The sequence below is a fragment of the Citrobacter sp. KTE151 genome (assembly GCF_000398845.1).
Lineage (GTDB): Bacteria > Pseudomonadota > Gammaproteobacteria > Enterobacterales > Enterobacteriaceae > Citrobacter > Citrobacter braakii.
The window spans coordinates 67,405-93,604 of record NZ_KB976064.1; the positions used below are offsets into that span (position 1 = coordinate 67,405).

A 26,200-nucleotide genomic window follows, 5' to 3' on the forward strand; every position below is an offset into this window, starting at 1 on the left:
CGGCTTGTAACGATATGTACAATGACTCACGGTATGAGATTACAAATAGCGGGCTTCCAGATGAGCGCGGAAATAACGACTGCTGAGCGGCTCTCCGGTGGCCTGGGTAATAAGTTGTTCAGTGGTGAAACGGCTGCCATGCTGCCAAATATTCTGACGTAACCAGTCAAACAGGGCACCAAACTCACCTTGCGCAATAGACTGCTCTAAATCAGGCAATGCGCGCTTAGCGGCACTGAATAACTGCGCCGCATACATGGCGCCTAAAGTATAGGAAGGGAAGTAGCCAAAGCCGCCATCGGTCCAGTGAATATCCTGCATACAACCATTACGATAGTTGCCGATGGTTGACAGCCCCAGCCAGGACTGCATTTTCTCATTCCACAATGCCGGGATATCATCCACTTCAATATCGCCATTAATGAGCGCGCGTTCGATTTCATAACGCAGGATAACGTGAGCAGGATAGCTCACCTCGTCGGCATCAACACGGATAAAACCGGGTTTAACCTGCTGGTTCCAGGCGATGAAATTGCTTTCTTCAAACGCAGCCTGATCGCCAAAGTGGCGCGTCACAGCAGGAATTAACCGCGTCAGAAATGCTTTACTGCGCCCCAGTTGCATCTCAAAGAACAGACTCTGGGACTCATGAATAGCGGTTGAGCGTGCCAGGGCGATAGGTTGCCCTGACCAACTGTGCGGCAGATTTTGCTCATAGCGGGCGTGACCGGTTTCATGGATCACGCCAAACAGTGCGCTAAGTAATTCGTTTTCATCATAGCGGGTGGTGATACGCACATCTTCAGGTACGCCACCACAGAAGGGGTGCGCACTGATATCCAGTCGACCAGCCGTAAAATCGAATCCCAACTGCGCCATCGTTTCAAGACCCAACTCTCGCTGGATTGCGGTTGGGAAAGGACCAACCGGGGCGATGAGCGACTGCTGAGACTGCTTTACCACCACCTTGTTGAGCAGATCCGGTAACCAGCTTTTAACGTCTGCAAACAGGACATCCAATTGGGCACTGGTCATCCCTGGTTCGAATATGTCCAGTAGCGCGTCATAAGGCGAACAGCCTGTGGCTTCCGCACGCAGCCGGGCTTCTTCACGACTGTGCTTCACGACCTCTTTCAGGTTTTCGGAAAATCCCTCCCAGTCATTCGCTGGTCGCTGGCTGCGCCAGGCATGCTCGCAGCGGCTACCCGCGAGTGATTTCGCTTCTACCAACGATTCAGGTAGTAAGGATGCCTGATGATGCAGTCGCGACATTTCGCGCAGGTTGGCTTGCTCAACATCGTTAAGGTCTTCCTGTTGGGCTGCGGCGATCCACGTTGCCACCTTCGGGTCGGTTAACAACTGGTGCTCAAGCACGCTCAGCTCGGCCAGTGCTTCGCCGCGAGCTTTGCTGCCGCCAGATGGCATCATGGTAAACATGTCCCAACTGGCGATTGCCGAGAGGTGGGAGAAGCGAGAGAGCCGCTGGAACGTGCGGGTGAGCTGATGGTAATTATCATTGTTACTCATTTTTTGTTCTCGTTCTGTTTAGGTGTGGTGAGAAGTTTACCGTGATTCATTCACTTTTCATAAACACACCTTTGTACCCGACTTTGCGTAACAGCTTTTTATAGCGAAAAGCCAGTAGCACGAGAAAACAGAGGGCATAAATAATGGGGAACGGTGATAACACTTTTACCGACCACAGATAATGCAGCGGAAGCAAAACGGCCGCCAGGTAGACGTAGTTGTGCAATGTTTGCCAGCGTTTGCCCATTTTACGTTGCGCGGCTTGCGTGGAGGTCAGCGTCAGCAGGAATAAGATTATCCAACCAGTCATGCCCAACGTTAGCCATGGGCGTGAAACCAATTCACGTCCCAATAATCCCAGATTTTGTATACCCAACTCCAGCAGCGCATAGCTGGTCATATGCAGCGTGGCCCATGCAAAACACCATAACCCTAATAATCGACGGGTGCGATACAACAACGGCTGCTTTGCGTAGCGGGCAAGCGGTGACACCAGCAGGGTAGCAAGCAGAAACTTCAGCGCGGTGATGCCCGTAAAGTGTTGGATATCTTTACCCGGGTCGGCCCCCAACTCACCACGCTGTGCGGCCCAGAAGAGCCATAGCAGGGGTAAAAAACCGGCGAGATGCAGCAGTACTTTCAGGCCGGTTATCTGTTTTGCGGTTAACCTCACTTAAAAATACTCCCGTAGATCCATGCCCTGATATAAAGAAGCCACCTCATCGGCATAACCATTAAAAGGCAACGTGGGCTGTCGCTGAACATCGAGAATGCCACCCGAACCGATAAAACGCTCTGTGGCCTGAGACCAGCGGGGGTGATCGACTTGCGGATTGACGTTGGCGTAAAAACCGTATTCGTTAGGTGCCGACATATTCCAGGTCGTCGGCGGCTGTTCACGCGTCAGCTTAATACTGACTATCGATTTAATTCCCTTGAAGCCGTACTTCCAGGGTACGGTCAGGCGTATTGGCGCTCCGTTTTGCGGCGGCAACGCTTTGCCATAAACGCCCACGGTCAGAAGGGTAAGCGGGTGCATGGCCTCGTCCAGACGTAAACCTTCAACATAGGGATACTTCAACCCGCCATCAATGAAGCGATCTTTCTGGCCGGGCATTTCATCAGGCGCGTAGCGTGTTTCAAAGGCGACGTATTTGGCGTGGCTGGTGGGTTCAACCAGCGCCAATAATTTATGCAAAGGAAAGCCGACCCACGGTACAACCATCGACCACGCCTCAACGCAACGCATCCGGTAAATACGCTCTTCTAATGGAAAACGAGTCGTCAGCGCATCATGATCCAACGTTAAAGGTTTGTTCACTTCACCGCTGATGGTTAACGTCCAGGGATCGGTTTTCAGGCTACCGGCATTCGCGGCAGGATCGGCTTTATCCAGACCAAATTCGTAGAAATTGTTGTAGCCCGTGACCTTGTCTTCCGGCGTCAAGGGGAGATTGTTTTGCCAGATCTCGGGTTTTGTGAACTCGAGCGGTTTGCCCGCCGGTGCAGACGGACGATCGTTGCCTTTAAACCAATTCAGCAGACTGGCCTGTGTCGGGGAAGAGAACGAAGCCGCCGCCGCACCTATCCCAAGAGCTTTGAGGATCTGTCGTCGTTGCATAAAAAAAACGGACTCGGCGGTAACATCAGCTTCCCGAAGTGGATGTTTTTTCTGCATAACTTTTCCTTTTTATTTTCATGTTAAGGAAAACAAATCGACGTTTCCCTGTTGATGCCTGACCTATCTATAACGTCATACTGGACGCATGCGTATCCCTGGATCCTCACGAAAAGTTAAAAATTTTGTGATAACTTCCGCCCCTTGCCTGAGGTAAGCTTTCAGCATGACGAGAGGGGGATGACACTGATGGCAGGCGCAAAAAAGATATTTTTGGTGGAAGATGACAGCGATATTGCCTCACTTTTGCAACTTAGCCTGAAGGATGAGGGGTACGAAATTATTCATGAGGCTGATGGGGCACGAGCGGTCGAGCTACTGGAGAAGCACGTATGGGATGCCGTTATCCTCGATTTGATGCTGCCGGGCGTGGACGGTCTGGAGATATGTCGTCGCATTCGGCAAATGAGCTTCTATCTACCTGTCATTATTATCAGCGCTCGCACCAGTGAAACTCACCGCGTACTGGGGCTGGAAATGGGCGCCGATGATTATTTAGCCAAACCTTTCTCGGTGCTGGAATTGATGGCCCGGGTGAAGGCGTTGTTTCGCCGTCAGGAGGCGATGAGTCAGAACCTGCGTATGGAGGCGGGGATTATCACCGTCCATGGTGTGGAGATTGATCCATTAGCCCGGGAAGTCCGCCTGCAGGGTAAATCCCTCGATTTAACGCCGCGTGAATTCGATCTGCTCTATTTTTTCGCCCGCCATCCCGGGGAGGTCTTTTCGCGTCAGGCGTTGTTAGACCAGGTGTGGGGCTACCAGCACGAAGGATATGAGCATACGGTGAACAGTCATATTAATCGCCTGCGCACCAAAATTGAAAAAGATGCTGCGGAGCCGGAAATTATTCTTACCGTGTGGGGACGAGGCTATAAGCTTGCTGCGGTTAACGCGGAGCATCAACCATGATTTATCGATTGTCGCTGAGCCAGCGTCTGACCCTGGTCTTTACCTCTATAATGTTGATTTGCGCGGTTGCGGTCAGCGTTGTCCAGATCCGCAGCAGTAAACAGTATGGCGACGCCATGGTGCAAAGGCTCTCGCTGGAATTGGCAAGCAAAATTGTCAAAAGTGAGTCGCTTATTGATGCCAGCGGTCAGGTTAATCGGCAGACCTTAAAAGGACTGTTCAATCACCTGATGACGCTAAACCCAAGCGTGGAGCTGTATCTGGTTTCACCGTCAGGCGAGATACTTGCTGATGCTGCTCCGCCTGGGCATATTCAGCGCCAGAACATTAGCGTACAGCCGATCCAGGTTTTCCTTAATTCGGACGAGCTGCCCGTTTATGGCAATGATCCGCGCAGCAGCCAGCAAAAGGTATTCAGCGCTGCGCCAGTTTTATTTAACGGCAAGCTGCATGGCTATTTGTACATTATTCTCCAGGGCGAAGATCTCAATATGCTGGCGAATACCGCCTGGCAAAAAACGCTTTGGAACACCGTGACCGGGACGTTAATACTGGTTTTATTAGCCGGTGCAATCGCGGGGTACCTGGTGTGGAGATGGGTGACGAATCCGGTGAAAAGGCTGACAGGTCAGGTGGTTAATCTGGAGCAGGACAGCATTAGCGTCATCAAGCAGCTGGCGCAGAAAAAGCCCGATTTAACTCCGGCGAATGAAATTGCGTTGCTGAACAATGCATTTATTGAGTTAGCACAGAAAATTGCCCACCAATGGGATTTATTAGCTGACAGCGATCGTCAGCGCAGAGAGTTTATCGCCAATATTTCGCACGATTTACGTACGCCGCTCACTTCACTGCTGGGGTATCTGGAAATGCTGTCGCTGAAAGCCGATACGATGACGCCGGAGGAAAACCGGCATTATCTAAGCATTGCACTGCGCCAGGGGCATAAGGTTCGCCATCTGTCACAACAGCTTTTTGAGCTGGCGAGACTTGAGCATGGCGGCATAAAACCACAGCGTGAACGTTTTGCTATTGGCGAGCTGATCCAGGATGTGGCACAGAAATTTGATCTACCCGTTGCCACGCGTCATTTGCAGTTGCACCTTGACGTAATTGGTCCGTTACCGCTGGTGAATGCCGATTTATCGATGATGGAAAGAATCGTCACTAATTTGCTGGATAACGCTATCCGTCATACGCCTGACGGGGGCGAAGTGTGGCTAAAAGTCTGGCGTGATGAAGACCGCTTGTTAGCAGAAGTGCAGGACAGCGGGCCTGGCGTCGAAGAGGCTGTTCGCGAAGTATTATTTCAGCGCCCGACGGCGTTACTACCCCGTGAGCAGCGGGCTGAGCGTGGTGGTCTGGGCTTACTGATCGTGCGCAGAATGCTCGAACTGCATGGGGGAGATATCCGCCTGATTAATTCAACGGCAGGGGCCTGTTTCCGTTTTTCGTTGCCGCTGGCGGATTCCCCACTGAGTAGCTGATGAGAATGTTCCGCTGAAAAGAGTCTGTAACGCTCTACGCGTTGTAAACCGTGGGCATTGCGTAAAAGTTGGTAGGTTGCCAGTGATAATGAGAATTTTTATCATATATTGATAATTCATCAAGTTATCTTTGATAAGCGCAAGGAGATCGTATGTCACAGGATGCCGACAACCTGTATATCGTCAGGACCAAAGCGGTTGCTGGCTGTTTTACCATGTTTTTGCTGATGTTTGGCCTCACGTTTATTCCGTTGCTTTTCCCCGCCAGCCAGGTTCTGCTTGCCAAAGGGCTACTTTTTCCGCTGCTGTTTGCGCTGGAATTTGTTGTGCTGGTCCCGCTGTATTACTTCTTCTTCAGAAAAAGAGAGGGGCTGGGAAAGGGAATTTTCAACGCCAGGTGGTTTGCCATTTTGTTCGTGGCGCTGCTGTTTATTCAGCTTATCCTGCCATGGTTTCTGGGCCTCAGACAAACCGAAGCGTGGGTGACCAGCCAGATATCCCTAAACAGCTACGCGCTGTGGTTATCCACTCTGACCCTGATATTTATTGCGCCAGTGTATGAAGAAATTGTTTTCAGGGGCTGTTTATTCAACGCATTCCAGTATTGGTTCAATAATAAAACCTGGCTGTCGTCGGTGGTGGTATCGGTCATTTTTGCCATCATGCATACCCAGTATGTGGATCTGCGCACGTTGCTGATGCTGTTTCTTGTGTCGCAGGTTTTGATCATCGCCAGACTGAAAAGCAATGGCCTGCTGATGCCGGTTATGCTGCATATAGCGATGAACGGGACGGTTATTGCCCTGCAAATGGGTGCTCAGACGTTACAGCCTGGTTGATGAAGGCGATGCCCGGAACCCGGGCATCGTGGATTATACGTGCAGACGATGGTGCAGACGTGCACCGACCAGCAACGCCAGCACCAGCATCAGGGCGATAAATCCGCCCACGCCGTTCCAGCCGTAGCTGTGCCAGAATACGCCACCCAGCGTACCGGCAATACTGGAACCCAGATAATAGCTGAACAGATACAGGGAAGATGCCTGGCCTTTAGCGCGTTTTGCCCGTGGTCCAATCCAACTGCTTGCCACAGAGTGCGCGGCAAAGAACCCGGCTGAAAAGAGCAGCATCCCGGCGAAGATCAGCCACAGCGACGTGAACAGGGTCATCAACAGTCCAACTAGCATCACGCCGGTTGAAAAGAGCATTACCGGACCACGTCCATAGCGGGTGGTCATCGACCCCGCTTTCGGTGAGCTCCAGGTCCCGGTCAGATAGGCCACGGACAACAGACCGACAACCGCCTGGCTGAGTTCCCACGGCGAGAGCATCAGACGGTAGCCGATGTAATTAAACAGCGTGACAAACGACCCCATCAGTAAAAAACCTTCCGCAAACAGCAGCGGCAACCCTCTGTCGCGCCAGTGCAAACGAAAGTTGATAAACAGCGTTTTCGGTCGCAGCGACGTTGGTCTGAAATGACGAGATTCCGGCAAGATTTTCCAGAACATCAGCGCGGAGGCGAGGGCAAAACAACCGATCGCCGCCAGCGCGATACGCCAGTTAAAAAAGTCGGTAAACACGCCGCTTATCAAACGGCCACTCATACCACCAATCGAGTTACCGCTGATATATAAGCCCATTGAGAAGGCGACGAAGCTGGGATGTATTTCCTCGCTCAGATAGGTCATTCCCACTGCCGCCACGCCGCTGAGCGAAAGACCTATCAGCGCACGCATGATTAAAATACCGTGCCAACTGGTCATCATCGTCGAAAGCAACGTACAACAGGATGCGAGCAGCAGGGCGGTAACCATCACCGGCTTGCGGCCTATCGCATCGGAAAGTGGACCAGTAAACAGTAAACCGATCGCGAGCATCGCCGTTGAGATGGAAAGCGAAATACTGCTGCTGGCGGGAGAGACCCCAAACTCGTGCGAGAGCACTGGCAGTATGGGTTGCACGCAATAGAGGAGAGCAAATGTCGCCAGCCCGGCAGAAAACAGCGCCAGCGTGACGCGCATAAATGGGGATGTTCCGCGTTTGATAAAACTATCCGGCGGGGTAACTCTCTGTTCATCAACATCGCTTGTCGGCGCGGTATCGACAGTGGTTGTACGGCTCACTTGAAATCCTTGCTCAATCAATTACCTCTACATGACTAGCTTTAAGAGTATGAAAATCGCATTATTCTGTCTAATATATTAATAATCTCAAATGATATCTTAAAAATATGAATATCGAGCTGCGTCATTTACGTTACTTTGTAGCGGTTGCCGAAGAATTGCATTTTGGCCGGGCGGCGGCACGGCTGAATATTTCGCAACCGCCGCTGAGCCAGCAAATCCAGATCCTCGAGCAGCAGGTCGGCGCCCGACTTCTGGCGCGCACTAACCGCAGCGTGGCGCTGACCTCAGCCGGAAAGCAGTTTCTGGCAGACAGTCGTCAGATCCTGGGGCTGGTTAATGAGGCCGCTGCCAGGGCTGAGCGTCTGCATCTGGGAGAAGCGGGGGAATTGCGTATCGGCTTTACGTCATCTGCACCGTTTATCAAAGCGGTTTCAGATACGTTATCCCTCTTTCGCCAGAGCTACCCCGCTGTACATATGCAAACCCGTGAAATGAACACGCGCGAGCAAATTGCTCCGCTCAATGAAGGAACGCTGGATTTGGGACTTCTGCGCAACACGCAGCTTCCGGAAACGCTGGAGCGTGAAATCATTCTGCATGAGCCGCTGATGGCGATGATCCCGCGCGCGCATCCGTTGGCGCAAAAGCCCGTGGTCACATTGGCGGAGTTGGCCAATGAGCCATTTGTCTTTTTTGATCCGCATGTGGGGACTGGGTTGTATGACGATATTCTTGGCCTCATGCGTCGCTATGGACTGAAGCCGACTATCACTCAGGAGGTTGGTGAGGCGATGACTATCATCGGGCTGGTGGCCGCAGGGTTAGGCGTTTCCATTCTTCCCGCTTCCTTTAAACGGGTGCAATTGTATGAAATGTGTTGGATCCCGATAGCGGAAGAAGATGCCGTTTCGGAAATGTGGCTAGTGTGGCCAAAACATCATGAGCAAAGTCACGCCGCGCAACGCTTTCGCGAGCAACTGCTGGCGGCCGTTCAGGCGATTAATTTAGTTTAAAAATGGGCGAAAATGTGCAGTAAATCACAAGGCTAAGTAAAAAGTTGACGGAAGCCATTGAAGTGCTTCACCATAGCCCGCAGATTATTTCGGAGCGCGAAAATAAAGGGAGTAAGTGGTGGTTGCTGATAGTCAGCCTGGGCATATCGATCAAATTAAGCAGACCAATGCGGGCGCGGTTTATCGCCTGATTGATCAGCTGGGTCCGGTATCGCGTATTGATCTCTCTCGCCTGGCACAATTGGCGCCTGCTAGTATTACTAAAATTGTCCGCGAAATGCTCGAAGCGCACCTGGTGCAAGAGTTGGAAATCAAGGAAGCGGGCAGCCGTGGACGTCCGGCCGTTGGGCTGGTTGTGGAAACGGAAGCCTGGCACTATTTATCCATTCGTATCAGTCGCGGCGAGATCTTTCTGGCGCTGCGCGATCTGAGCAGCAAACTGGTGGTTGAAGATTGTCTTGAAATGGCGCTGGTCAGTGAAACACCATTGCTGGAACGCGTTATTACCCAGGTCGATCAGTTTTTCATCCGCCACCAGCAAAAGCTGGAGCGCTTAACCTCCATCGCCATTACCTTACCCGGCATTATTGATACTGAAAACGGTATCGTTCATCGCATGCCATTCTACGACGATGTCAAAGAGATGCCGCTGGGTGAAGCGCTTGAAAATCATACCGGCGTGCCGGTCTATATTCAGCACGATATCAGCGCCTGGACTATGGCCGAGGCGCTTTTTGGCGCATCGCGCGGCGCGCGCGACGTCATTCAGGTGGTGATCGATCATAACGTGGGGGCCGGAGTAATCACCGACGGTCATCTACTGCATGCCGGCAGCAGTAGCCTGGTGGAAATTGGTCATACCCAGGTGGACCCCTACGGCAAACGCTGTTATTGCGGCAACCATGGTTGCCTGGAAACGATCGCCAGCGTCGACAGCGTTCTCGAACTGGCACAGGTACGCTTGAAGCAGTCAATGAGTTCTTCTCTACACGGGCAACCGTTAACGGTAGACGCGCTGTGTCTGGCGGCGATGCAGGGGGATTTATTGGCGAAAGATATCATTAGCGGCGTCGGGACCCATGTCGGACGGATTCTTGCCATCATGGTGAATTTGTTCAACCCGCAAAAGATATTGATTGGTTCTCCGCTCAGTAAAGCGGCGGATATTTTGTTTCCCACTATTGCTGACAGCATTCGTCAGCAAGCGCTCCCGGCCTACAGTCAGCATATTGTCGTCGAAAGTACGCAGTTCACCAATCAAGGGACGATGGCAGGGGCGGCGCTCGTGAAGGACGCGATGTATAACGGTTCTTTGTTGATTCGTCTATTACAGGGTTAACATTTTTTAACTGTTGTACGAAAAATTGCGCTATCTCAAGCCGATTCTCGTCGTCATACCTTAGACTTTCTCCACTGTATTATTTTCCTGACTTATATTTTCAAAGCATAACGGTGGAGTTAGTGATGCTGAAGCGTTTCTTTATTACAGGTACAGACACTTCTGTTGGGAAGACCGTGGTTTCCCGCGCATTACTACAAGCGTTAGCGTCAGGGGGTAAAAGCGTTGCGGGCTACAAACCCGTGGCCAAAGGAAGCAAAGAGACACCTGAAGGTCTGCGCAACAAAGATGCGCTGGTGCTGCAAAGCGTGTCCACTATCGAATTGCCCTACGAGGCGGTCAACCCGATTGCGTTGAGTGAGGATGAAAGCAGCGTAGCGCATAGTGGTCCGGTCAATTACACCCTGTTATCCAACGGCCTCGCAAGCCTCAGCGAAAAAGTGGATCACGTTGTCGTTGAAGGCACCGGAGGCTGGCGGAGCCTGATGAACGATCTGCGTCCGCTATCTGAATGGGTGGTGCAGGAACAACTGCCGGTACTGATGGTGGTGGGTATCCAGGAAGGCTGTATTAATCATGCCATCCTCACCGCACAGGCGATTGCCAGCGACGGACTGCCTTTGATTGGCTGGGTCGCGAACCGAATCAACCCGGGGCTGGCACATTATGCGGAAATCATTGATGTGCTGGGCAAAAAATTACCCGCACCGCTGATCGGTGAACTGCCTTATCTGCCTCGCGCAGAGCAACGCGAGCTGTCTCAGTACATCCGTCTGTCAATGCTCGGCAGCGTGTTGTCGGTAGATAGAGTCCTGGCGTAACGTTCGCGACAGCACAGACGCCACCACACAGGCAATCAGCAACCCGGGGAGCAGACGATACTCCCCGGTCATTTCACAAACCATCAGTGTCGACATTATTGGCGCATGCGTGGTCGCTGCCAGCAGCGTGGCCATCCCCGTTAATCCCAGCAGAATGGCAATCTCATCCGGACCCGGAAGCCATAATCCCCACACTCGTCCCAGCAGCATACCCACCGAAAGACCGACAAACAGCGTTGGCGTAAACACACCGCCAGGCGCACCGGAACCACTGCTGGCAAGCACCGCCAGTAATTTGCAGATGAAGATCCCGCTCACCACGGCCAGCAGCGGTGGGGAGAGTAAATATGACTGCACCACGCTGTAGCCGTTACCCCAGACCGCAGGCGTGAGCAATGACAGCAGGCCAACGATCAGCCCGCCAAGCGCCAGTTGCCACGGGGGCGAGAGTTTTAAGCGCAAAAAAACATTATGGCTGGTGGTCATCAACCACATGAATAGCGGTCCGCAAACGCCGGCAGCCAGACCGGTGCTGATGATCATGACGTATTCCAGCGCATGCAGTTCCCGTGTGAAGTGCACGGCATACAGCAGCGCATTGCTGGCGCTCAGCATATTGGTGGTGAGCAAGGCGACGACGGCGGATACCACCACCGGTCCCAGTGACGCGAGGATCAACGTGCCAAACAATACTTCAGCAATAAATAGACTGCCCGCCAGTGGGGCATGATACGCTCCGGCCATACCCGCAGCGGCTCCGCAGGCAATCCATAACTTCCATTCTGTGCGCGGGGTGAAGCGTTGAGCAAAGCTGGAGGCTGCCAGCGCTGCCAGTAAAATCATGGCACCTTCGCGCCCGATGGCACTCCCGCTGGAGACGACCAGTAACGAGGCCAGCGATTTCACCAGGCTTGCACTGACGTCAAATTGTCCGTTAGTTTGCAAGGCTTCCATGTAATCAGTGGGAGCCTGCGGGCGTAACCGGTTGAACGTTTGCCATCCCCAAAGCAGCAAACCCGCCGCCAGCCCTCCTAACGCAGGTGTCAGCATGCGTCTTACAGGGGAAAGGTTTGTTGCCGCGTTGACCAGACTCCCTGTGTCATTGCTCAGGAACAACCATTCAAGAAGGAGCATGGCGTGGCGAAATCCTGCGACGGCCAACGCAGCAAGGATACCAATCAGTGCAGCAATCAGCAGGCGGCGGAACATGGCGCGCAGGTCAGGATAAGCATGTAAATGATGCATGAGTGACCAGACAGGAAATTTCAGACGCTTTATTTTGCGGCTATTTGGCAACAGAAGCAAAAGCTCAGCGTGCGCAACAGATGCTACACAGGCAGGACACATCCTGCCTGTGGTGAAACTAACGAAAAAGTGGCTTATCGGCTATCGGGATCAGTAACTGCGACTGCCATTGCGCCAGCGTCAGACGGGCCAGCTCCCCCAGCGCCTGGTAAAACGGGTGGTCAGCTTTTTCGATAAACACATCAAGGAAGCGGGATGACCACGGGAACAGATGCCAGGCCAGCAGCTGTTCGCACTCGGTGTGGCGTTCATTTTCAGCAAGCCAGGCCGTCAGCAACAGCAGTGAACCAAAGTGATCTTCTGGCTCATTTTGCTGCATGGCAAACTGGATACCGTTGTCCCGCATCCACTGACGGAGTGCCAGCGTAGAGTCGCCAAACAACACGTTTTCACGATCCAGCCAGACAGATCCCCAGGGCGGAGAGGGTAGCGCATATGGACCGACAAACAGGCGTTGCCAGGCCTGCGGGAGAGGCTCATCGACCTCGGCTTGTAGCCGTGCTGCCAGCGGGAAAAGCATTGCCTGATCGAGCGGCCACTGCGCCTGCCAGCCATCGGCTCTTAACGCGCTGACTAAGGCAGAGGCTTCCGCGCTATCTGGCGCATAGTAAAACAGTGCGCCGAGTACGCGCGCCGCAGTAGAAAAGTTGTCACCTTGCGAAAAATGGGTCATGCAAACAATCCTGAACAGTGCGGGTTGCCCCGCACCCGAAAGTTAACCTGCAACAGCCATTCCGACTGTCATATGTAAACCGTAAAACAATCCGCGGCCAATGATTTCACCGGCGAGGACTAACACTAAGCCCAGCGCCAGGCCGCCGACGGACGGTGCTTTACGACGGATCAGCGGGCATATCCAGCAGCCCAGACCGGCGGCCAGCAGAATGATGCGCCAGACCTGCAAGCTTCCGTAGTCGGGAACCAGCGCGCTGGCGGATTGTACCGAACTGTGGATCCCGCCGAGAGACAGGCCCTGCAGAACAATAACCACCACGATCACCAGTAGGGCCAAAACGCTCACGTAGGCGAATCTGGCGGTGCCAGAGGAAACACCCGCAGCACGCAGCAGCAGGGCGGCAAACAGCGGTCCGCTCAGCAACATCGTCATAAAAAATGCCACCGTAGTGTAGCCGTTATACCAGGTCGGGACAGTGTCTATCTGGTAGACGCTGGTCATCGCCAGCACAAATACCAGACCCAGCAGCATGCCCACCAGCAGCCAGATTTTACCTAACGCTGCGGGCATTTTACCGAGAAACGCCACCAGCCACCACAGGCCACCGACGGCGAAAAACAGTGAACCACTGGCGATTTCGTTACTCAGCGCAGATGCGCCAACTCTGTTCAGCGAGTTAAAGGCGCGCAGTGGCGAACCCAGGTGCATTACCGAGGCGAGAAAGGCGATGCCCATCACCAGCCACAGAAAAAACATGCTGCGCACGATACGTTGTTTTGCCACCTCGTCTTTAGCGGTCAGCCAGCCATAGCCACTCACTATCAGCGCTCCGGCCACGCACTGGCCCAGCACCGTAAACAGGACCAGCGGCCATTCATGCCATCCATTGCCCATGTTACACCTCCTGCGGATTCGCCAGATAACCCGTGGTATCCCCGGTCGGGCGGCTATTGGCGTTGGGTTTGATCACAATGTTCGGTTTGGTGAAGTGCGCACCTGGCAGCGGAGCGACCGCCGCCAGTTCACCGTGCTTTTTGCGCAGCTCATCAATTGGACCAAAGTCCAGCGCGCGCAGCGGACAGGACTCGACGCAGATGGGCTTTTTGCCGTCGGCTACGCGGTCATGACAGCCATCGCACTTGGTCATATGACCTTTGGCGGCATTGTACTGCGGTGCGCCGTACGGGCAGGCCATATGGCAGTAGCGACAGCCTATGCATATGTCTTCATCCACCACCACAAAACCATCTTCACGCTTATGCATAGCGCCGCTGGGGCAAACCTTGGTGCAGGCCGGATCTTCGCAGTGGTTACAGGCAATGGAGAGGTAATAGGCGAAGACATTCTGTTGCCAGACGCCGTTATCTTCCAGCCAGTCGCCTCCAGCATATTCGTAAATACGCCGGAAACTGACGTCGGGAGTGAGATCCTTGTAATCTTTGCAGGCCAGCTCGCAGGTTTTACACCCCGTGCAACGGCTGGAATCAATAAAAAATCCATACTGAGTTGTCATGGGTTAGTCCTTATGCCTTCTCGATCTCGACCAGGTTAGTATGCTGTGGGTTGCCCTTTGCCAGCGGCGACGGGCGCTGAGTTGTCAGCGTATTGACGCAGGCGCCATGGTCAATCTTATCGCCAGCCATATCGGCATCGTGCCATGCATCCTGGCCCATTGCGCTTACTCCGGGCAAAATTCGTGGCGTTACTTTTGCCGGGATACGCAGTTCACCGCGATCGTTAAAGACTCGCACCATATCGCCATTTGCAATCTCCCGTTTTTGGGCATCGATGGGATTGATCCATACTTCCTGACGACAGGATGCCTGGAGAACATCGATATTGCCGTAGCTGGAGTGGGTGCGGGATTTGTAGTGGAAACCAAACATCTGCAGCGGGAATGAACTGCGTTTCGGGTCATCCCACCCTTCAAACGTGGATGCATAAACGGGAAGCGGACTGATTACCTCGTCCTTTTGCAGTTCCCATGTACTGGCAATTTTCGCCAGTCGGCTGGAGTAAATTTCAATCTTGCCAGACGGTGTTTTGAGCGGGTTGGCCTGTGGATCCTCGCGGAATTTTCTATAGGCGACAAAGTGTCCGTTAGGATCTTTGCGTTTATAGATCCCCATTTTTTTCAGCTCGTCATAAGTCGGGAGCGCGGGGTCTTTAGCCAGCATTTTTGCATACAGATACTGAAGCCACTGCTCCTGGGTACGGCCTTCAGTAAACCGTTGATAGACATCATCGCCAAGACGTTTTGCGACTTCACTCATTATCCAGTAGATCGGTTTGCGCTCGAACTTAGGCGACGTCGCGGGTTGAATAAAAATGAGGTAACCCATGTTGCCTGCATAATCGTTAGGAATGATGTCTTCCTGTTCGACGGTCATTAAATCAGGCAACAGAATATCGGCATATTTGGCCGAAGAGGTCATGAAGTTTTCGATGACCACAATCATTTCGCATTTCGTGTCGTCCTGAAGGATCTCATGCGTTTTATTGATATCTGAGTGCTGATTGGTGATGGTGTTGCCCGCGTAGTTCCAGATAAATTTAATCGGCACGTCGAGCTTTTCTTTCCCACGTACGCCATCGCGGGTAGCGGTCATTTCCGGGCCCCGGACGATTGCGTCGGTCCAGCTAAAGCAGGATATCTGGGTCTTAATGGGATTTTCTGGCAGCGGCATACGCTCAATCGTGATGGTGTAGGTTGATTCTCGTGCACCGCTATTGCCGCCGTTGATGCCGACGTTGCCGGTCAGGATCGGCAGCATCGCGATTGCGCGTGAGGTCAGCTCGCCGTTAGCCTGGCGTTGCGGACCCCAGCCCTGACAAATATATGCGGGTTTTGTACTGCCGATTTCCCGAGCCAGTTTGATAATGCGCTCGGCTGGGATCCCGGTAACATGTGAGGCCCACTGGGGAGTTTTAGCGATACCGTCATCACCGTTGCCCAAAATATAGGCTTTGTAGTGCCCATTAGCGGGGGCGTCGGCGGGCAGGGTTTTCTCGTCGTAACCAATGCAGTATGTATCCAGAAACGTCTGGTCAACGAGATCTTCGTGAATCAGGACCCAGGCGATTCCGGCTACTAATGCAGCATCGGTGCCTGGACGAATAGGGATCCATTCATCTTCACGACCCGCTGCGGTATCGGTATAACGCGGGTCGATGACGATCATCCGGGCATTAGAGCGCTCCCTGGCCTGTTCCAGGAAGTAAGTTATTCCACCTCCGCTCATACGCGTTTCGGCGGGATTATTGCCGAACATCACCACCAGCTTCGTGTTTTCGATATCGGAGGTGCTGTTGCCTTCGTTTGAACCATATGTATAAGGCATTGCCGCCGCGATTTGTGCGGTACTGTAGGTGCCGTAATGACTCAGGAATCCGCCATAGCAGTTCATCAGGCGAGCGACCAGCGAGGCATAAGGGGAGGAGCGAGTAATGTTGCCGCCTACAATGCCAGAGGTGTAGTTGATATACACGGCCTCGTTACCGTATTTGTGCACGGTATTTTTCAAACTGGCACTGATGGTGTCCAGTGCTTCCTGCCAGGTTATACGCTCAAATTTACCTTCACCACGTTTGCCTACGCGCTTCATGGGGTAATTCAGGCGATCCGGATGATTGATCCGTCGACGGATTGAGCGGCCACGCAAACAGGCGCGAACCTGGTGTTGACCATAAATATCGTTCCCGGTCGTATCGGACTCCACCCATACGACTTCATTATCTTTGACGTGGAGTTGCAGGGCACAACGGCTGCCGCAGTTTACGGAACAAGCGCCCCAAACCACTTTTTCTTCAACGGGTTGTATCGCCTGCTGTACCGCTGCGGCGGCAGTGCGCATTCCGAAAGGTAACGACAGCCCACCCGCGGCAAGCGCCAGCGAACCGATTGCCGAGGATTTCACTAACGTCCTGCGGCTAATGCCTCCATATTGCTCAGTTTTTGACATTACTCACCCCATTATAGTTATCGCTATATATTAATTTCTATAACGAAATTAATAGCATGCTAATAATGGTTTGAGTTTACCCAGTTATGGGTATGTCATCTTAATGCATATCAAACTGGAGTGACCCTCCGCGCACGGAGGGCGTGATTTATTGCGGTTCGGCGACGTGCCCGTCCTGGGCAGGGGTGCTATTGGCAGGGGCGTTGCCACTGTTGGTTCGGGTATAGAGAATTTTGTGCGTATCGTTTGCACAATGTCCCACGACCAGTGAATCAGGCTGATCGGCCTGATCGTTGGGAACAATGTTCAGCGTAAAGCTGGATTCAGCAACGCCATTATTAATGATGCGCTGTTCGATATCACTTTTCACGCGTTCACATGACGCCGGTGCCGCCAAAACCTGCGGGGATGCGACGGCAAGTAAGAGCGCGGCAATTCCTGTTATGTATTTCATCATCAGCTCCTTTATGATCGACCTGGACTAAGATTAGCATTTCTGGTGTAAATAACTGTATTTGCTAATATGATTGAGAATTATCTTCTTATCCCGGTGAAAAATGTGAAGAAAAAGATCTTATTAGGTTTCCTGTGCGTCGTGTTGGCCGGGTGTGATAACGCCAAAGGCCTGGATTCCTTTACGCCGGAAATGGCCAGTTTTTCCAATGAATTTGATTTCGATCCGCTGCGCGGGCCAGTAAAAGATTTCAGCCAGACGCTGCTTAATGACAAAGGTGAAGTCACCAAGCGCGTTGTCGGTACGCTCTCACAGGAAGGGTGCTTCGATACGCTTGAATTGCATGATATTGAAAGCAATACCGGCATGGCGCTGGTCCTGGATGCTAACTATTACCGGGACGCCAAAACGCTGGAAAAACGGATCCGCTTACAGGGTAAATGTCAGTTAGCAGAACTGCCTGCGGCGGGCGTGGTATGGGATACCGACGATAACGGTTTTGTCGTTTCCGCCACGGGAAAAGAGATGAAGGTGCAATATCGCTATGATGCGGAAGGCTACCCGCTGGGTAAAACCACCGTCAATAAGGACAATACCTTGCAGGTTGATGCCAAACCGTCGGTTGACCCGTTGAAGAAGCTGGATTACACCGCGGTAAGCCTGCTCAATAACCATCCGTTAGGTAATGTAAAACAAACGTGCAAGTATGATGACTATGCTAATCCGGTCAACTGCCAGCTTGTTATCGTTGACGAGAGCGTGAAGCCGGCAGTTGAACACCATTACTCGATTGAAAACACCATCGATTACTATTAGTCAGTCTTTACTGAGCGGTAGGTTGCAGCAGGTTAGGACCTGACGTTTTATGTTCTGCCAGATACTGCTGCTGGAAGATACACATGCGGATAGTGTTGCGGTATTGGCCGTTGATAAAGAATTCATGAATCAGCTCGCCTTCGACCATAAACCCGAGTTTACGGTAGATGTGGATGGCTTTTTCGTTCTCTTTATCAACGATCAGATACAGCTTATATAAGTTAAGTACGGTAAAGCCGTAATCCATCGCCAGCTTAGCAGCCCGGGAAGCCAAACCTTTGCCCTGATATTCCGGCGAAATAATGATCTGGAATTCTGCCCGGCGGTGCACATGGTTAATTTCAACCAGCTCCACCAGTCCGGCTTTTTCACCGTCGCATTCCACAACAAAGCGACGTTCGCTTTGGTCGTGGATATGCTTGTCATACAGATCTGACAGCTCAACAAATGCTTCGTAAGGTTCTTCAAACCAGTAACGCATTACGCTGGCGTTGTTATCAAGCTGATGGACAAATCGTAAATCTTCACGCTCCAGCGGGCGCAACTTAACACTGAGGGCGCTAGTCATATCGTATCCTTTCAATATCTTTTAAAGTGCAATCATTATGGGGCAACGGTGCGGCCAGTGCGGCGGTCGAGGCAGCGCAGGGTGTTGGGCTCCCAGTACGCATTAATATTAGCGCTCTGTTCGCACTTATCACGGCTATCGAAAGCTGCGTCGGTTTTGTCCCACTCTTTCTCTGCACGCTTGTTGACCTTCTGGCGTAACTGACGCGTATCGTTCCATTGTTCCTTTTCCATTGCTGCCTGTTGACGACTTTGCGCACTGTCCCCGGATTCAATGATCAGTTTACTGGTTTCAGCAAATGCGGAAGAGGTGTACACAGCCGCAGCCAGCGTCAGCATAGCCGTCAGGCACAGGCGTTTGGTCAGTGTAATATTCATGGTGAATTCCTTTTATGGGAAAGGGGAAAAACAATAAAACAGGGTTAAATTCTACACTATTCCGGCTTGCGGGCATACCCACTCAGCGGAGATGGATACGCTAACGACATTCTGTCGTATCATGGTTAAACCGAAGGTAACTGAATAACATCAATGCTTAAGACCACATTCCTTTTTTTCATCACCGCGTTATGCGAAATCATTGGCTGCTTTTTACCCTGGCTCTGGCTTAAGCGAGGGGCTACGGCCTGGCTGCTGATACCCGCCGGGATGTCACTGGCCTTATTCGTCTGGTTACTGACGCTGCATCCGGCAGCAAGCGGGCGTGTGTACGCGGCCTATGGTGGAGTTTACGTGGTGACAGCGCTGCTATGGCTACGTATTGTTGACGGCGTAAAACTTAGCCTGTACGACTGGTCAGGCGCGCTGGTGGCATTGTGCGGCATGCTGATTATTGTGGCTGGATGGGGGCGCGCATAGCGCCTTTTTTGTGATCAATCAGCGCTTTTTTGATCTTCATACTTGTATGGTAGTAGCTCAGTTGGGTAAATTTCCTGCATCACAAGAACAAATGCAAGGAATAAGAGATGAAGATTGTTGGGGCTGAAGTGTTTGTCACCTGTCCGGGGCGTAATTTTGTCACGTTGAAAATTACCACAGACGATGGGATCACTGGGCTGGGAGATGCCACGTTAAACGGACGCGAGTTATCCGTAGCGTCCTATCTGAAAGATCATGTTTGTCCGCAGCTGATTGGTCGCGATGCGCACCGAATTGAGGATATCTGGCAGTTTTTCTACAAAGGCGCGTACTGGCGTCGTGGTCCGGTCACCATGTCGGCGATTTCCGCGGTGGATATGGCATTGTGGGACATCAAAGCGAAAGCGGCGAATATGCCGTTGTACCAGCTGCTCGGCGGCGCATCTCGTGAAGGCGTTATGGTTTACTGTCACACCACAGGCCATACCGTTGATGACGTACTCGAAGATTATGCGCGCCATAAAGAGATGGGCTTTAAAGCAATTCGCGTGCAGTGCGGCGTGCCGGGTATGAAAACCACTTACGGTATGTCTAAAGGCAAAGGACTGGCCTACGAACCCGCTACCAAAGGGCAGTGGCCAGAAGAGCAGTTATGGTCAACGGAGAAGTACCTCGATTTCACACCAACACTGTTTGAAGCCGTGCGCGACAAGTTTGGTTTCAACGAACATCTTCTGCACGATATGCACCACCGTCTGACGCCAATTGAAGCGGCCCGTTTCGGCAAAAGCATCGAGCAATACCGTCTGTTCTGGATGGAAGACCCAACCCCGGCTGAAAACCAGGAATGCTTCCGCCTGATCCGCCAGCATACGGTCACGCCGATTGCGGTAGGGGAAGTTTTCAACAGCATCTGGGACTGCAAACAGCTTATCGAAGAGCAATTGATCGACTATATCCGCACCACCATCACCCATGCGGGCGGTATCACTGGCATGCGTCGAATTGCCGATTTCGCGTCGCTGTATCAGGTACGTACCGGTTCGCATGGACCTTCCGATCTGTCCCCAGTATGCATGGCCGCTGCGTTGCACTTTGATCTGTGGGTGCCGAACTTCGGCGTACAGGAATATATGGGGTATTCCGAGCAAATGTTGGAAGTGTTCCCGCACAACTGGACCTTTGATAACGGCTATATGCATCCAGGAGACAAACCAGGTCTTGGGATCGAGTTTGATGAAAAGCTGGCGGCGAAATATCCGTATGACCCTGCATATCTGCCTGTTGCTCGTCTGGAAGATGGCACGTTGTGGAACTGGTAAGGAGTGATTTGCTATGAAAAGTATTGTGATTGAAAAACCAAATACGCTGAATATTGCCGAGCTACCGGTACCAGAACCCTCTGTAGGCGAAGTCAGGGTTAGGGTGAAACTGGCGGGAATTTGTGGTTCTGACAGCCATATTTATCGCGGACACAATCCATTTGCAAAATACCCACGTGTGATTGGCCACGAGTTTTTTGGCGTGATTGATGCGGTAGGTGAAGGTGTTGACCGTTCGCGAATGGGCGAGCGAGTATCCGTTGATCCGGTTATCAGTTGCGGACATTGTTATCCCTGTTCAATTGGTAAACCTAACGTTTGCACATCGCTGGTGGTGCTGGGCGTGCATCGCGATGGCGGTTTTAGCGAGTACGCTGTCGTGCCAGAGAAAAATGCCTGGACGATCCCCGATGCCGTGCCTGATGAGCATGCCGTTATGGTTGAGCCTTTTACCATCGCCGCAAACGTAACCGGGCAAATAAATCCAACAGAAAACGATATTGCGCTGATTTATGGCGCGGGTCCTATGGGGCTGACCACCGTACAGGCGCTTAAACGTGTCTATAAAGTAAAAACCGTGGTGATTGCTGACAGAATCGATGAACGCCTTAGCATGGCGAAGCAGTGCGGTGCAGACTGGGCAGTCAATAATAGTCAGCAATCGTTGCAAGATTTCCTGACGGAAAAAGGGCTAAAACCGACCATCATCGTGGATGCAGCTTGTCATCCATCTATTTTACAGGAGGCTATCACGCTGGCATCGCCAGCCGCGCGGATTGTTCTGATGGGCTTCTCCAGCGATCCTTGTCAGATTGTTCAACAAGGCATTACCGGGAAAGAACTTTCAATTTATTCCTCAAGATTAAATGCGAACAAATTCCCGGTTGTTATTGATTGGTTAGTCAACGGACTTATCGAGCCTAACCAACTTATTACCCATACTTTTGACTATCACCACGTTACCGACGCAATTGAATTGTTTGAGAAAGATCAGCAGCACTGCTGCAAAGTTTTACTCACATTCACTGAATAATATAAATAACTGCGAGTAAGTGGTACGCATCTTACCTCTTAGAGATAGCCAATATGAATCAAGAAAAACACGAAAGATCAACGAAGGATCTGGTCAGAGCCGCCGTATCCGGATGGTTAGGTACTGCGCTCGAATTTATGGATTTCCAATTATATTCTCTGGGGGCCGCGCTGGTATTCCATGAGATATTTTTCCCGGAACAGTCTGCAGCGATGGCGCTCATTTTAGCAATGGGTACCTATGGTGCAGGATATATTGCTCGTATCGTCGGAGCATTTATATTTGGCAAAATGGGAGATAGCATTGAGCGTAAAAAGGTGCTGTTTATTACCATCACCATGATGGGGATCTGCACAACATTAATCGGCGTACTGCCAACGTATGCGCAAATCGGTATCTTTGCTCCCGTATTGCTGGTGACGCTGCGTATCGTACAAGGGCTTGGCGCGGGGGCTGAAATCTCGGGCGCAGGGACTATGCTTGCTGAGTATGCGCCAAAAGGCAAACGCGGCATCATTTCCTCGCTTGTCGCCATGGGGACAAACTGTGGAACCCTTAGTGCAACTGCTATCTGGGCGGTGATGTTCTTTGCTCTTGACCGGGAAGAACTGTTAGCCTGGGGCTGGCGAATTCCGTTCCTGGCAAGTGTCGTGGTAATGATTTTTGCCATCTGGTTACGTATGAACCTCAAAGAAAGTCCGGTATTTGAGAAAGTTAATGACGAGGAAAATTCTCCTGCATTAAATAATTCGTCGGAAAATACACTAGGGGCGATGTTTACCAGTAAATCCTTCTGGCTGGCAACCGGTTTACGGTTTGGACAGGCGGGTAACTCTGGGTTAATCCAAACCTTCCTTGCTGGGTATTTAGTGCAGACGTTGTTATTTGATAAATCAATACCCACCGATGCTTTAATGATTAGTTCGGTACTAGGATTTATTACGATACCGCTGCTCGGCTGGTTGTCTGATAAGTTTGGTCGCCGGTTGCCTTATATTATTCTGAATATTTCGGCAATTATTCTGGCTTACCCAATGCTCTCAATCGTCGTGGATAAAACGTATAGTCCGGGCGTTATTATGACGGCACTGATTGTTATTCATAACTTTGCCGTATTGGGATTATTTGCTCTCGAAAATATTACCATGGCTGAAATGTTCGGTGCCCGTAACCGATTCACACGCATGGCGATTTCAAAAGAGGCGGGTGGGCTGGTTGCCGTTGGTTTTGGTCCGGTTCTGGCTGGTATCTTCTGTAACATGACTAACTCCTGGTGGCCAATTCTGGTGATGGTCATTGCCTACTCACTGATCGGTTTGGTTTCCGCGCTGCTGATGCCAGAGGTGAAAGACCGCGATCTGAGTGCGCTTGAGGATGCTGCTGAGGTGAGTAAAGCCGATAAGATGCGTTGTTCAGCGACCCAGACAAGCTAATCCACAGCCGCAGCATGAACGGAGGCGCTCGTTCTCCGTTTATGCTGGTACACAGCTTTAAGTGATGTCATACCAATCATTAAAAGCTTAATGCAAATCAAAACATACAACCATACAGGCGTTACTCTGAATCAATCCTGATTTCATTGATAAGTAGGTCATACCATGCAAAACAAGCTCTTAACGGCAAAGGCTGCAGTTCCCGACTACGATCGTACAAAACTGGTTCCGCGTATTGTTCATCTGGGGTTTGGCGCATTTCACCGCGCACATCAGGGGGTTTACGCTGACATTCTCGCTGCAGATCACGGCAGTGACTGGGGCTATTGCGAAGTGAACCTGATTGGCGGCGAGCAGCAGATTGCCGATCTGAAACAGCAAGATAACCTGTATACCGTTGCAGAAATGTCTGCGGATGCATGGACTGCAAGAGTCGTGGGCGTGGTGAAAAATGCGCTGCATGCGCAGGTTGATGGGCTGGAAAGCGTACTGGCTGCGATGAGTGAACCGCAGGTTGCGATTGTTTCCCTGACCATTACCGAGAAAGGGTATTGCCATTCTCCGGCGACCGGTCAATTGATGTTAGACAACCCGATGATTACCGCCGATCTACAAAACCCAAAACAGCCAAAAACTGCGCCAGGCGTTGTGGTTGAGGCGCTTGCACGCCGCAAAGCTGCGGGGTTACCCGCTTTTACCGTGATGTCCTGCGACAACATGCCGGAAAACGGTCATGTGATGCGCAATGTTGTCACCGCGTATGCCCGGGCGGTGGATGCGGAACTGGCTGCGTGGATCGAACAACATGTCACATTCCCGTCGACAATGGTTGACCGCATTGTCCCTGCAGTTACCCAGGATACGCTGGACAAAATTGAACACATTACCGGCGTACGCGATCCGGCAGGCGTGGCATGTGAACCGTTCCGTCAGTGGGTTATTGAAGATAACTTTGTCGCTGGCCGCCCTGAATGGGAGAAGGCGGGAGCGGAGCTGGTTGCTGATGTCATTCCGTTTGAAGAGATGAAACTGCGTATGCTCAACGGCAGCCACTCTTTCCTTGCTTATCTGGGGTATCTGGCGGGATATCAGCACATTAACGATTGCATGGGCGATGAAAATTATCGCCTCGCCGCGCGCGCGCTGATGTTGCAGGAACAAGCGCCCACGTTAAAAGTGAAAGGTGTGGATCTTCCGCACTATGCCGATCTGTTAATTGAGCGCTACAGCAACCCGGCACTGCGTCATCGCACCTGGCAGATCGCGATGGACGGCAGTCAAAAACTGCCGCAGCGTATGCTGGACTCCGTTCGCTGGCACATTGTGCACGGTAGCCACTTTGAACTGCTGGCGCTGGGCGTGGCTGGCTGGATGCGTTACGTCGGCGGTGTGGATGATCAGGGCCAGGCGATTGAAATCAGCGATCCGCTGTTACCGGTGATCCAGAAAGCGGTGCATAGCAGTAACGAGGGCGAAGATCGTGTCCAGGCGCTGCTGGCGATCGATGCTATTTTTGGTCGTGAACTGCCGCAGGTAGAATTGTTCAAGAACCAGGTCACACAAGCCTATCTTGCTTTACTGGCTGAAGGGGCAAAGTCAACCGTTGCGAAGTATGCTGCAAAACTGAAGTAACGAGAACATCATTTAAGTCGCCATCTGGCTATAAACAGGCCAGATGGCGCATTGTTTTTTGGCATTCACACCAATTAGTTCATGCCCAAACGAATCAGTTCGAGGGGGGCATATTTACCTTCACACCCTTCGATTTCCACTGTTTTCCCGCGGCGAATTTGCTCAGCGGTCAGGCCATCGGTATCTATCGCTGTAATGCGGCCTGTAAGTCCGGTGTCGCTAATCATGACGCGGCTGCCAGTGGTGATTGCGTTACGGTTACGATCGTATGTTTTCATGGTGTTTTCTCCTTTCCAACTTACCGTCAAAGCCCGTGGGCTCTAGTCCCACGTAACGGGCGCAATATAAATACGCTTCTCGTTAATGATTTTTTTTGTTTTCGATCAAAATCACAGCTTTTTTTATGCAGATGTGCAGGAGAGGGGAAACGCAGGAGAAACTCACCTCGGTGTGAGGTGAGCGTAATATTAATCTTCGCTGAACCAGTCGCTATTTTCCTGACGGATTAGCTGAACGGACTCACCAATTTCCTGGAGATGCAGCATCATTGCGCGCTCAACGGCATCGCCATCATGTTTCTCAAGTGCGGTAAAAATATCGTGATGCTGACGCAGCAGCATTTCAGGCGGAGAGATATGATCCAGGCTCATATAGCGAACGCGGTCAATCGTGGCCTTAATATTCTCAACGGTGTCCCAGGCGAGCTGGCACTCAGCGATTAAAGCCAGTTTCTGATGAAATTCGTCATCTAGCTGGAAGAAATCATTGATTTGTTTTCGATCAATCGCGATGCGCTGCTGATGCAGATTTTGTTCGAGCTGATAGCACTGTTTATCGGTGATCAGTGATGCGGCGCGGCGGACCACGGCACATTCAATTGCCTGGCGAACAAAACAGCCGTTTTGCACCTGCGACAGCGAAATTTTGTTTACGTAGCTGCCACGCTGCGGGCGGATCTGAATCAGACCGTTCTCTGCCAGTTTGATGAATGCTTCTCGTACCGGCTGGCGTGACACATTAAAGCGTACGGAAACCTCTTTCTCCGACAGCGGCGTACCGGGTGCAATCAGACAGTGCACGATATCACGACGAAGAATACGGTAAATCTGTTGATTTACCGGTTGTGTAGGGTTGAGCTGCGTTTCTACGGTCATTCATTCTTACTTTTTAGAGAGTTAACCCGGAGATCTTATCACTTATTTCAGGCTATCTATACCCGGCGCAAGGCCGGGCAGA

At 51.8% G+C, this 26,200-nt stretch carries 26 protein-coding genes; 12 read left to right on the plus strand and 14 right to left on the minus strand.

The genetic code is table 11. From position 1 onward, the window contains the following. Positions 1-39: 39 nt before the first annotated feature. From WC7_RS14285 to msrP, 3 genes are read right to left on the minus strand one after another with little or no spacing between them, the layout of a single operon-like run. Entirely contained in the window at positions 40-1,527 is a 1,488-nt protein-coding gene (locus tag WC7_RS14285) for a carboxypeptidase M32 (RefSeq protein WP_016153037.1), read from the minus strand. Positions 1,528-1,573: 46 nt separating this feature from the next. Further along, positions 1,574-2,200 (minus strand): protein-methionine-sulfoxide reductase heme-binding subunit MsrQ, encoded by a 627-nt coding sequence (gene msrQ / locus WC7_RS14280; RefSeq protein ID WP_016153038.1) that lies wholly within the window; start codon positions 2,198-2,200, stop codon positions 1,574-1,576. After that, positions 2,201-3,205, minus strand: a complete 1,005-nt coding sequence (gene msrP / locus WC7_RS14275; RefSeq protein ID WP_016153039.1) for a protein-methionine-sulfoxide reductase catalytic subunit MsrP — start codon at positions 3,203-3,205, stop codon at positions 2,201-2,203. Positions 3,206-3,394: 189 nt separating this feature from the next. On the opposite strand from msrP, the gene WC7_RS14270 reads away from it, so the two are divergent. From WC7_RS14270 to WC7_RS14260, 3 genes are all read left to right on the plus strand, one after another. After that, entirely contained in the window at positions 3,395-4,117 is a 723-nt protein-coding gene (locus tag WC7_RS14270; protein WP_016153040.1) for a response regulator transcription factor, read from the plus strand. Then, a complete protein-coding gene (locus WC7_RS14265) occupies positions 4,114-5,604 on the plus strand; it encodes a sensor histidine kinase (RefSeq protein WP_016153041.1) in 1,491 nt (496 codons plus the stop codon). The genes WC7_RS14270 and WC7_RS14265 overlap by 4 nt, the downstream gene beginning before the upstream one ends. Positions 5,605-5,756: 152 nt before the next feature. Further along, positions 5,757-6,443 carry a CPBP family intramembrane glutamic endopeptidase gene (locus WC7_RS14260; protein ID WP_016153042.1) on the plus strand — a complete coding sequence of 229 codons (687 nt, stop codon included), beginning with the start codon at positions 5,757-5,759 and terminating at the stop codon, positions 6,441-6,443. 33 nt (positions 6,444-6,476) lie between these two features. Here the strand turns inward: WC7_RS14260 and WC7_RS14255 are convergent, their stop codons facing one another. After that, the gene (locus WC7_RS14255; RefSeq protein WP_016153043.1) at positions 6,477-7,730 is read right to left on the minus strand and encodes an MFS transporter; all 1,254 of its coding nucleotides are present in this window, start codon (positions 7,728-7,730) and stop codon (positions 6,477-6,479) included. A gap of 107 nt (positions 7,731-7,837) precedes the next feature. Here WC7_RS14255 and WC7_RS14250 point away from each other — a divergent pair, with 107 nt between their 5' ends. From WC7_RS14250 to bioD, 3 genes are all read left to right on the plus strand, one after another. Continuing rightward, on the plus strand, positions 7,838-8,746 hold the full coding sequence (locus WC7_RS14250) for a LysR family transcriptional regulator (protein WP_016153044.1): 909 nt from the start codon (positions 7,838-7,840) through the stop codon (positions 8,744-8,746). A gap of 118 nt (positions 8,747-8,864) precedes the next feature. After that, positions 8,865-10,085, plus strand: coding sequence for a sugar metabolism global transcriptional regulator Mlc (gene mlc / locus WC7_RS14245; protein ID WP_016153045.1), 1,221 nt, complete (start codon positions 8,865-8,867; stop codon positions 10,083-10,085). A 125-nt stretch (positions 10,086-10,210) separates the two neighbouring features. Next, positions 10,211-10,906: a dethiobiotin synthase gene (gene bioD / locus WC7_RS14240; protein WP_016153046.1), complete on the plus strand. Its 696-nt coding sequence runs from the start codon at positions 10,211-10,213 to the stop codon at positions 10,904-10,906. Here the strand turns inward: bioD and clcB are convergent. The 6 genes from clcB to WC7_RS14210 all read right to left on the minus strand — a co-directional run bounded on the left by clcB (position 10,862) and on the right by WC7_RS14210 (position 17,306). Beyond that, the gene (gene clcB / locus WC7_RS14235) at positions 10,862-12,151 is read right to left on the minus strand and encodes a voltage-gated ClC-type chloride channel ClcB (RefSeq protein ID WP_016153047.1); all 1,290 of its coding nucleotides are present in this window, start codon (positions 12,149-12,151) and stop codon (positions 10,862-10,864) included. The two genes, bioD and clcB, sit on opposite strands and share 45 nt — an antisense overlap. A gap of 118 nt (positions 12,152-12,269) precedes the next feature. Further along, the gene (dmsD, locus tag WC7_RS14230; RefSeq protein ID WP_016153048.1) at positions 12,270-12,884 is read right to left on the minus strand and encodes a Tat proofreading chaperone DmsD; all 615 of its coding nucleotides are present in this window, start codon (positions 12,882-12,884) and stop codon (positions 12,270-12,272) included. 42 nt (positions 12,885-12,926) lie between these two features. Beyond that, the gene (locus WC7_RS14225) at positions 12,927-13,781 is read right to left on the minus strand and encodes a DmsC/YnfH family molybdoenzyme membrane anchor subunit (RefSeq protein WP_016153049.1); all 855 of its coding nucleotides are present in this window, start codon (positions 13,779-13,781) and stop codon (positions 12,927-12,929) included. Position 13,782: 1 nt separating this feature from the next. Then, positions 13,783-14,400 carry a DMSO/selenate family reductase complex B subunit gene (locus WC7_RS14220; protein ID WP_016153050.1) on the minus strand — a complete coding sequence of 206 codons (618 nt, stop codon included), beginning with the start codon at positions 14,398-14,400 and terminating at the stop codon, positions 13,783-13,785. Positions 14,401-14,410: 10 nt separating this feature from the next. Continuing rightward, positions 14,411-16,849 carry a selenate/tellurate reductase subunit YnfE gene (gene ynfE, locus WC7_RS14215; protein ID WP_032947098.1) on the minus strand — a complete coding sequence of 813 codons (2,439 nt, stop codon included), beginning with the start codon at positions 16,847-16,849 and terminating at the stop codon, positions 14,411-14,413. A gap of 148 nt (positions 16,850-16,997) precedes the next feature. After that, positions 16,998-17,306, minus strand: coding sequence for a DUF1161 domain-containing protein (locus tag WC7_RS14210; protein WP_085951053.1), 309 nt, complete (start codon positions 17,304-17,306; stop codon positions 16,998-17,000). Positions 17,307-17,408: 102 nt separating this feature from the next. Between WC7_RS14210 and WC7_RS14205 the strand changes: the two genes are divergently transcribed. After that, positions 17,409-18,119, plus strand: coding sequence for a YnfC family lipoprotein (locus WC7_RS14205; protein ID WP_029139534.1), 711 nt, complete (start codon positions 17,409-17,411; stop codon positions 18,117-18,119). A 7-nt stretch (positions 18,120-18,126) separates the two neighbouring features. Here WC7_RS14205 and speG read toward each other — a convergent pair whose 3' ends face one another. Further along, on the minus strand, positions 18,127-18,687 hold the full coding sequence (gene speG / locus WC7_RS14200; RefSeq protein WP_006684613.1) for a spermidine N1-acetyltransferase: 561 nt from the start codon (positions 18,685-18,687) through the stop codon (positions 18,127-18,129). Positions 18,688-18,722: 35 nt separating this feature from the next. Continuing rightward, positions 18,723-19,064, minus strand: coding sequence for a DUF1283 family protein (locus WC7_RS14195; protein WP_016153054.1), 342 nt, complete (start codon positions 19,062-19,064; stop codon positions 18,723-18,725). A gap of 153 nt (positions 19,065-19,217) precedes the next feature. Between WC7_RS14195 and WC7_RS14190 the strand changes: the two genes are divergently transcribed. The 5 genes from WC7_RS14190 to WC7_RS14170 all read left to right on the plus strand — a co-directional run bounded on the left by WC7_RS14190 (position 19,218) and on the right by WC7_RS14170 (position 24,964). Next, positions 19,218-19,544 carry a YnfA family protein gene (locus WC7_RS14190; protein ID WP_016153055.1) on the plus strand — a complete coding sequence of 109 codons (327 nt, stop codon included), beginning with the start codon at positions 19,218-19,220 and terminating at the stop codon, positions 19,542-19,544. 107 nt (positions 19,545-19,651) lie between these two features. Beyond that, the gene (rspA, locus tag WC7_RS14185; protein WP_016153056.1) at positions 19,652-20,866 is read left to right on the plus strand and encodes a starvation-sensing protein RspA; all 1,215 of its coding nucleotides are present in this window, start codon (positions 19,652-19,654) and stop codon (positions 20,864-20,866) included. 13 nt (positions 20,867-20,879) lie between these two features. Next, complete coding sequence (locus WC7_RS14180) at positions 20,880-21,899, plus strand: Zn-dependent oxidoreductase (protein WP_016153057.1); 1,020 nt, start codon at positions 20,880-20,882, stop codon at positions 21,897-21,899. Between the two features lie 53 nt (positions 21,900-21,952). Beyond that, entirely contained in the window at positions 21,953-23,332 is a 1,380-nt protein-coding gene (locus WC7_RS14175) for an MFS transporter (protein ID WP_016153058.1), read from the plus strand. 165 nt (positions 23,333-23,497) lie between these two features. Next, positions 23,498-24,964 carry a mannitol dehydrogenase family protein gene (locus WC7_RS14170; RefSeq protein ID WP_016153059.1) on the plus strand — a complete coding sequence of 489 codons (1,467 nt, stop codon included), beginning with the start codon at positions 23,498-23,500 and terminating at the stop codon, positions 24,962-24,964. A 74-nt stretch (positions 24,965-25,038) separates the two neighbouring features. Here the strand turns inward: WC7_RS14170 and ydfZ are convergent, their stop codons facing one another. Continuing rightward, the gene (gene ydfZ / locus WC7_RS14165) at positions 25,039-25,242 is read right to left on the minus strand and encodes a putative selenium delivery protein YdfZ (RefSeq protein ID WP_003032393.1); all 204 of its coding nucleotides are present in this window, start codon (positions 25,240-25,242) and stop codon (positions 25,039-25,041) included. Between the two features lie 189 nt (positions 25,243-25,431). Continuing rightward, positions 25,432-26,118 (minus strand): GntR family transcriptional regulator, encoded by a 687-nt coding sequence (locus WC7_RS14160; protein WP_016153060.1) that lies wholly within the window; start codon positions 26,116-26,118, stop codon positions 25,432-25,434. Positions 26,119-26,200: the final 82 nt, after the last annotated feature.

Bases quoted from the DNA above. Each gene is read 5' to 3' on its own strand.
- WC7_RS14270 (WP_016153040.1), top strand. From the start codon at position 3,395: ATGGCAGGCGCAAAAAAGATATTTTTGGTGGAAGATGACAGCGATATT.
- rspA (WP_016153056.1), top strand. From the start codon at position 19,652: ATGAAGATTGTTGGGGCTGAAGTGTTTGTCACCTGTCCGGGGCGTAAT.
- WC7_RS14265 (WP_016153041.1), top strand. From the start codon at position 4,114: ATGATTTATCGATTGTCGCTGAGCCAGCGTCTGACCCTGGTCTTTACC.
- speG (WP_006684613.1), bottom strand. From the start codon at position 18,687: ATGACTAGCGCCCTCAGTGTTAAGTTGCGCCCGCTGGAGCGTGAAGAT.
- WC7_RS14210 (WP_085951053.1), bottom strand. From the start codon at position 17,306: ATGATGAAATACATAACAGGAATTGCCGCGCTCTTACTTGCCGTCGCA.
- WC7_RS14190 (WP_016153055.1), top strand. From the start codon at position 19,218: ATGCTTAAGACCACATTCCTTTTTTTCATCACCGCGTTATGCGAAATC.
- ydfZ (WP_003032393.1), bottom strand. From the start codon at position 25,242: ATGAAAACATACGATCGTAACCGTAACGCAATCACCACTGGCAGCCGC.
- WC7_RS14195 (WP_016153054.1), bottom strand. From the start codon at position 19,064: ATGAATATTACACTGACCAAACGCCTGTGCCTGACGGCTATGCTGACG.
- dmsD (WP_016153048.1), bottom strand. From the start codon at position 12,884: ATGACCCATTTTTCGCAAGGTGACAACTTTTCTACTGCGGCGCGCGTA.
- WC7_RS14285 (WP_016153037.1), bottom strand. From the start codon at position 1,527: ATGAGTAACAATGATAATTACCATCAGCTCACCCGCACGTTCCAGCGG.
- WC7_RS14180 (WP_016153057.1), top strand. From the start codon at position 20,880: ATGAAAAGTATTGTGATTGAAAAACCAAATACGCTGAATATTGCCGAG.
- WC7_RS14225 (WP_016153049.1), bottom strand. From the start codon at position 13,781: ATGGGCAATGGATGGCATGAATGGCCGCTGGTCCTGTTTACGGTGCTG.
- WC7_RS14160 (WP_016153060.1), bottom strand. From the start codon at position 26,118: ATGACCGTAGAAACGCAGCTCAACCCTACACAACCGGTAAATCAACAG.
- WC7_RS14260 (WP_016153042.1), top strand. From the start codon at position 5,757: ATGTCACAGGATGCCGACAACCTGTATATCGTCAGGACCAAAGCGGTT.
- ynfE (WP_032947098.1), bottom strand. From the start codon at position 16,849: ATGTCAAAAACTGAGCAATATGGAGGCATTAGCCGCAGGACGTTAGTG.
- msrP (WP_016153039.1), bottom strand. From the start codon at position 3,205: ATGCAGAAAAAACATCCACTTCGGGAAGCTGATGTTACCGCCGAGTCC.
- bioD (WP_016153046.1), top strand. From the start codon at position 10,211: ATGCTGAAGCGTTTCTTTATTACAGGTACAGACACTTCTGTTGGGAAG.
- clcB (WP_016153047.1), bottom strand. From the start codon at position 12,151: ATGCATCATTTACATGCTTATCCTGACCTGCGCGCCATGTTCCGCCGC.
- WC7_RS14220 (WP_016153050.1), bottom strand. From the start codon at position 14,400: ATGACAACTCAGTATGGATTTTTTATTGATTCCAGCCGTTGCACGGGG.
- WC7_RS14250 (WP_016153044.1), top strand. From the start codon at position 7,838: ATGAATATCGAGCTGCGTCATTTACGTTACTTTGTAGCGGTTGCCGAA.
- WC7_RS14170 (WP_016153059.1), top strand. From the start codon at position 23,498: ATGCAAAACAAGCTCTTAACGGCAAAGGCTGCAGTTCCCGACTACGAT.
- WC7_RS14175 (WP_016153058.1), top strand. From the start codon at position 21,953: ATGAATCAAGAAAAACACGAAAGATCAACGAAGGATCTGGTCAGAGCC.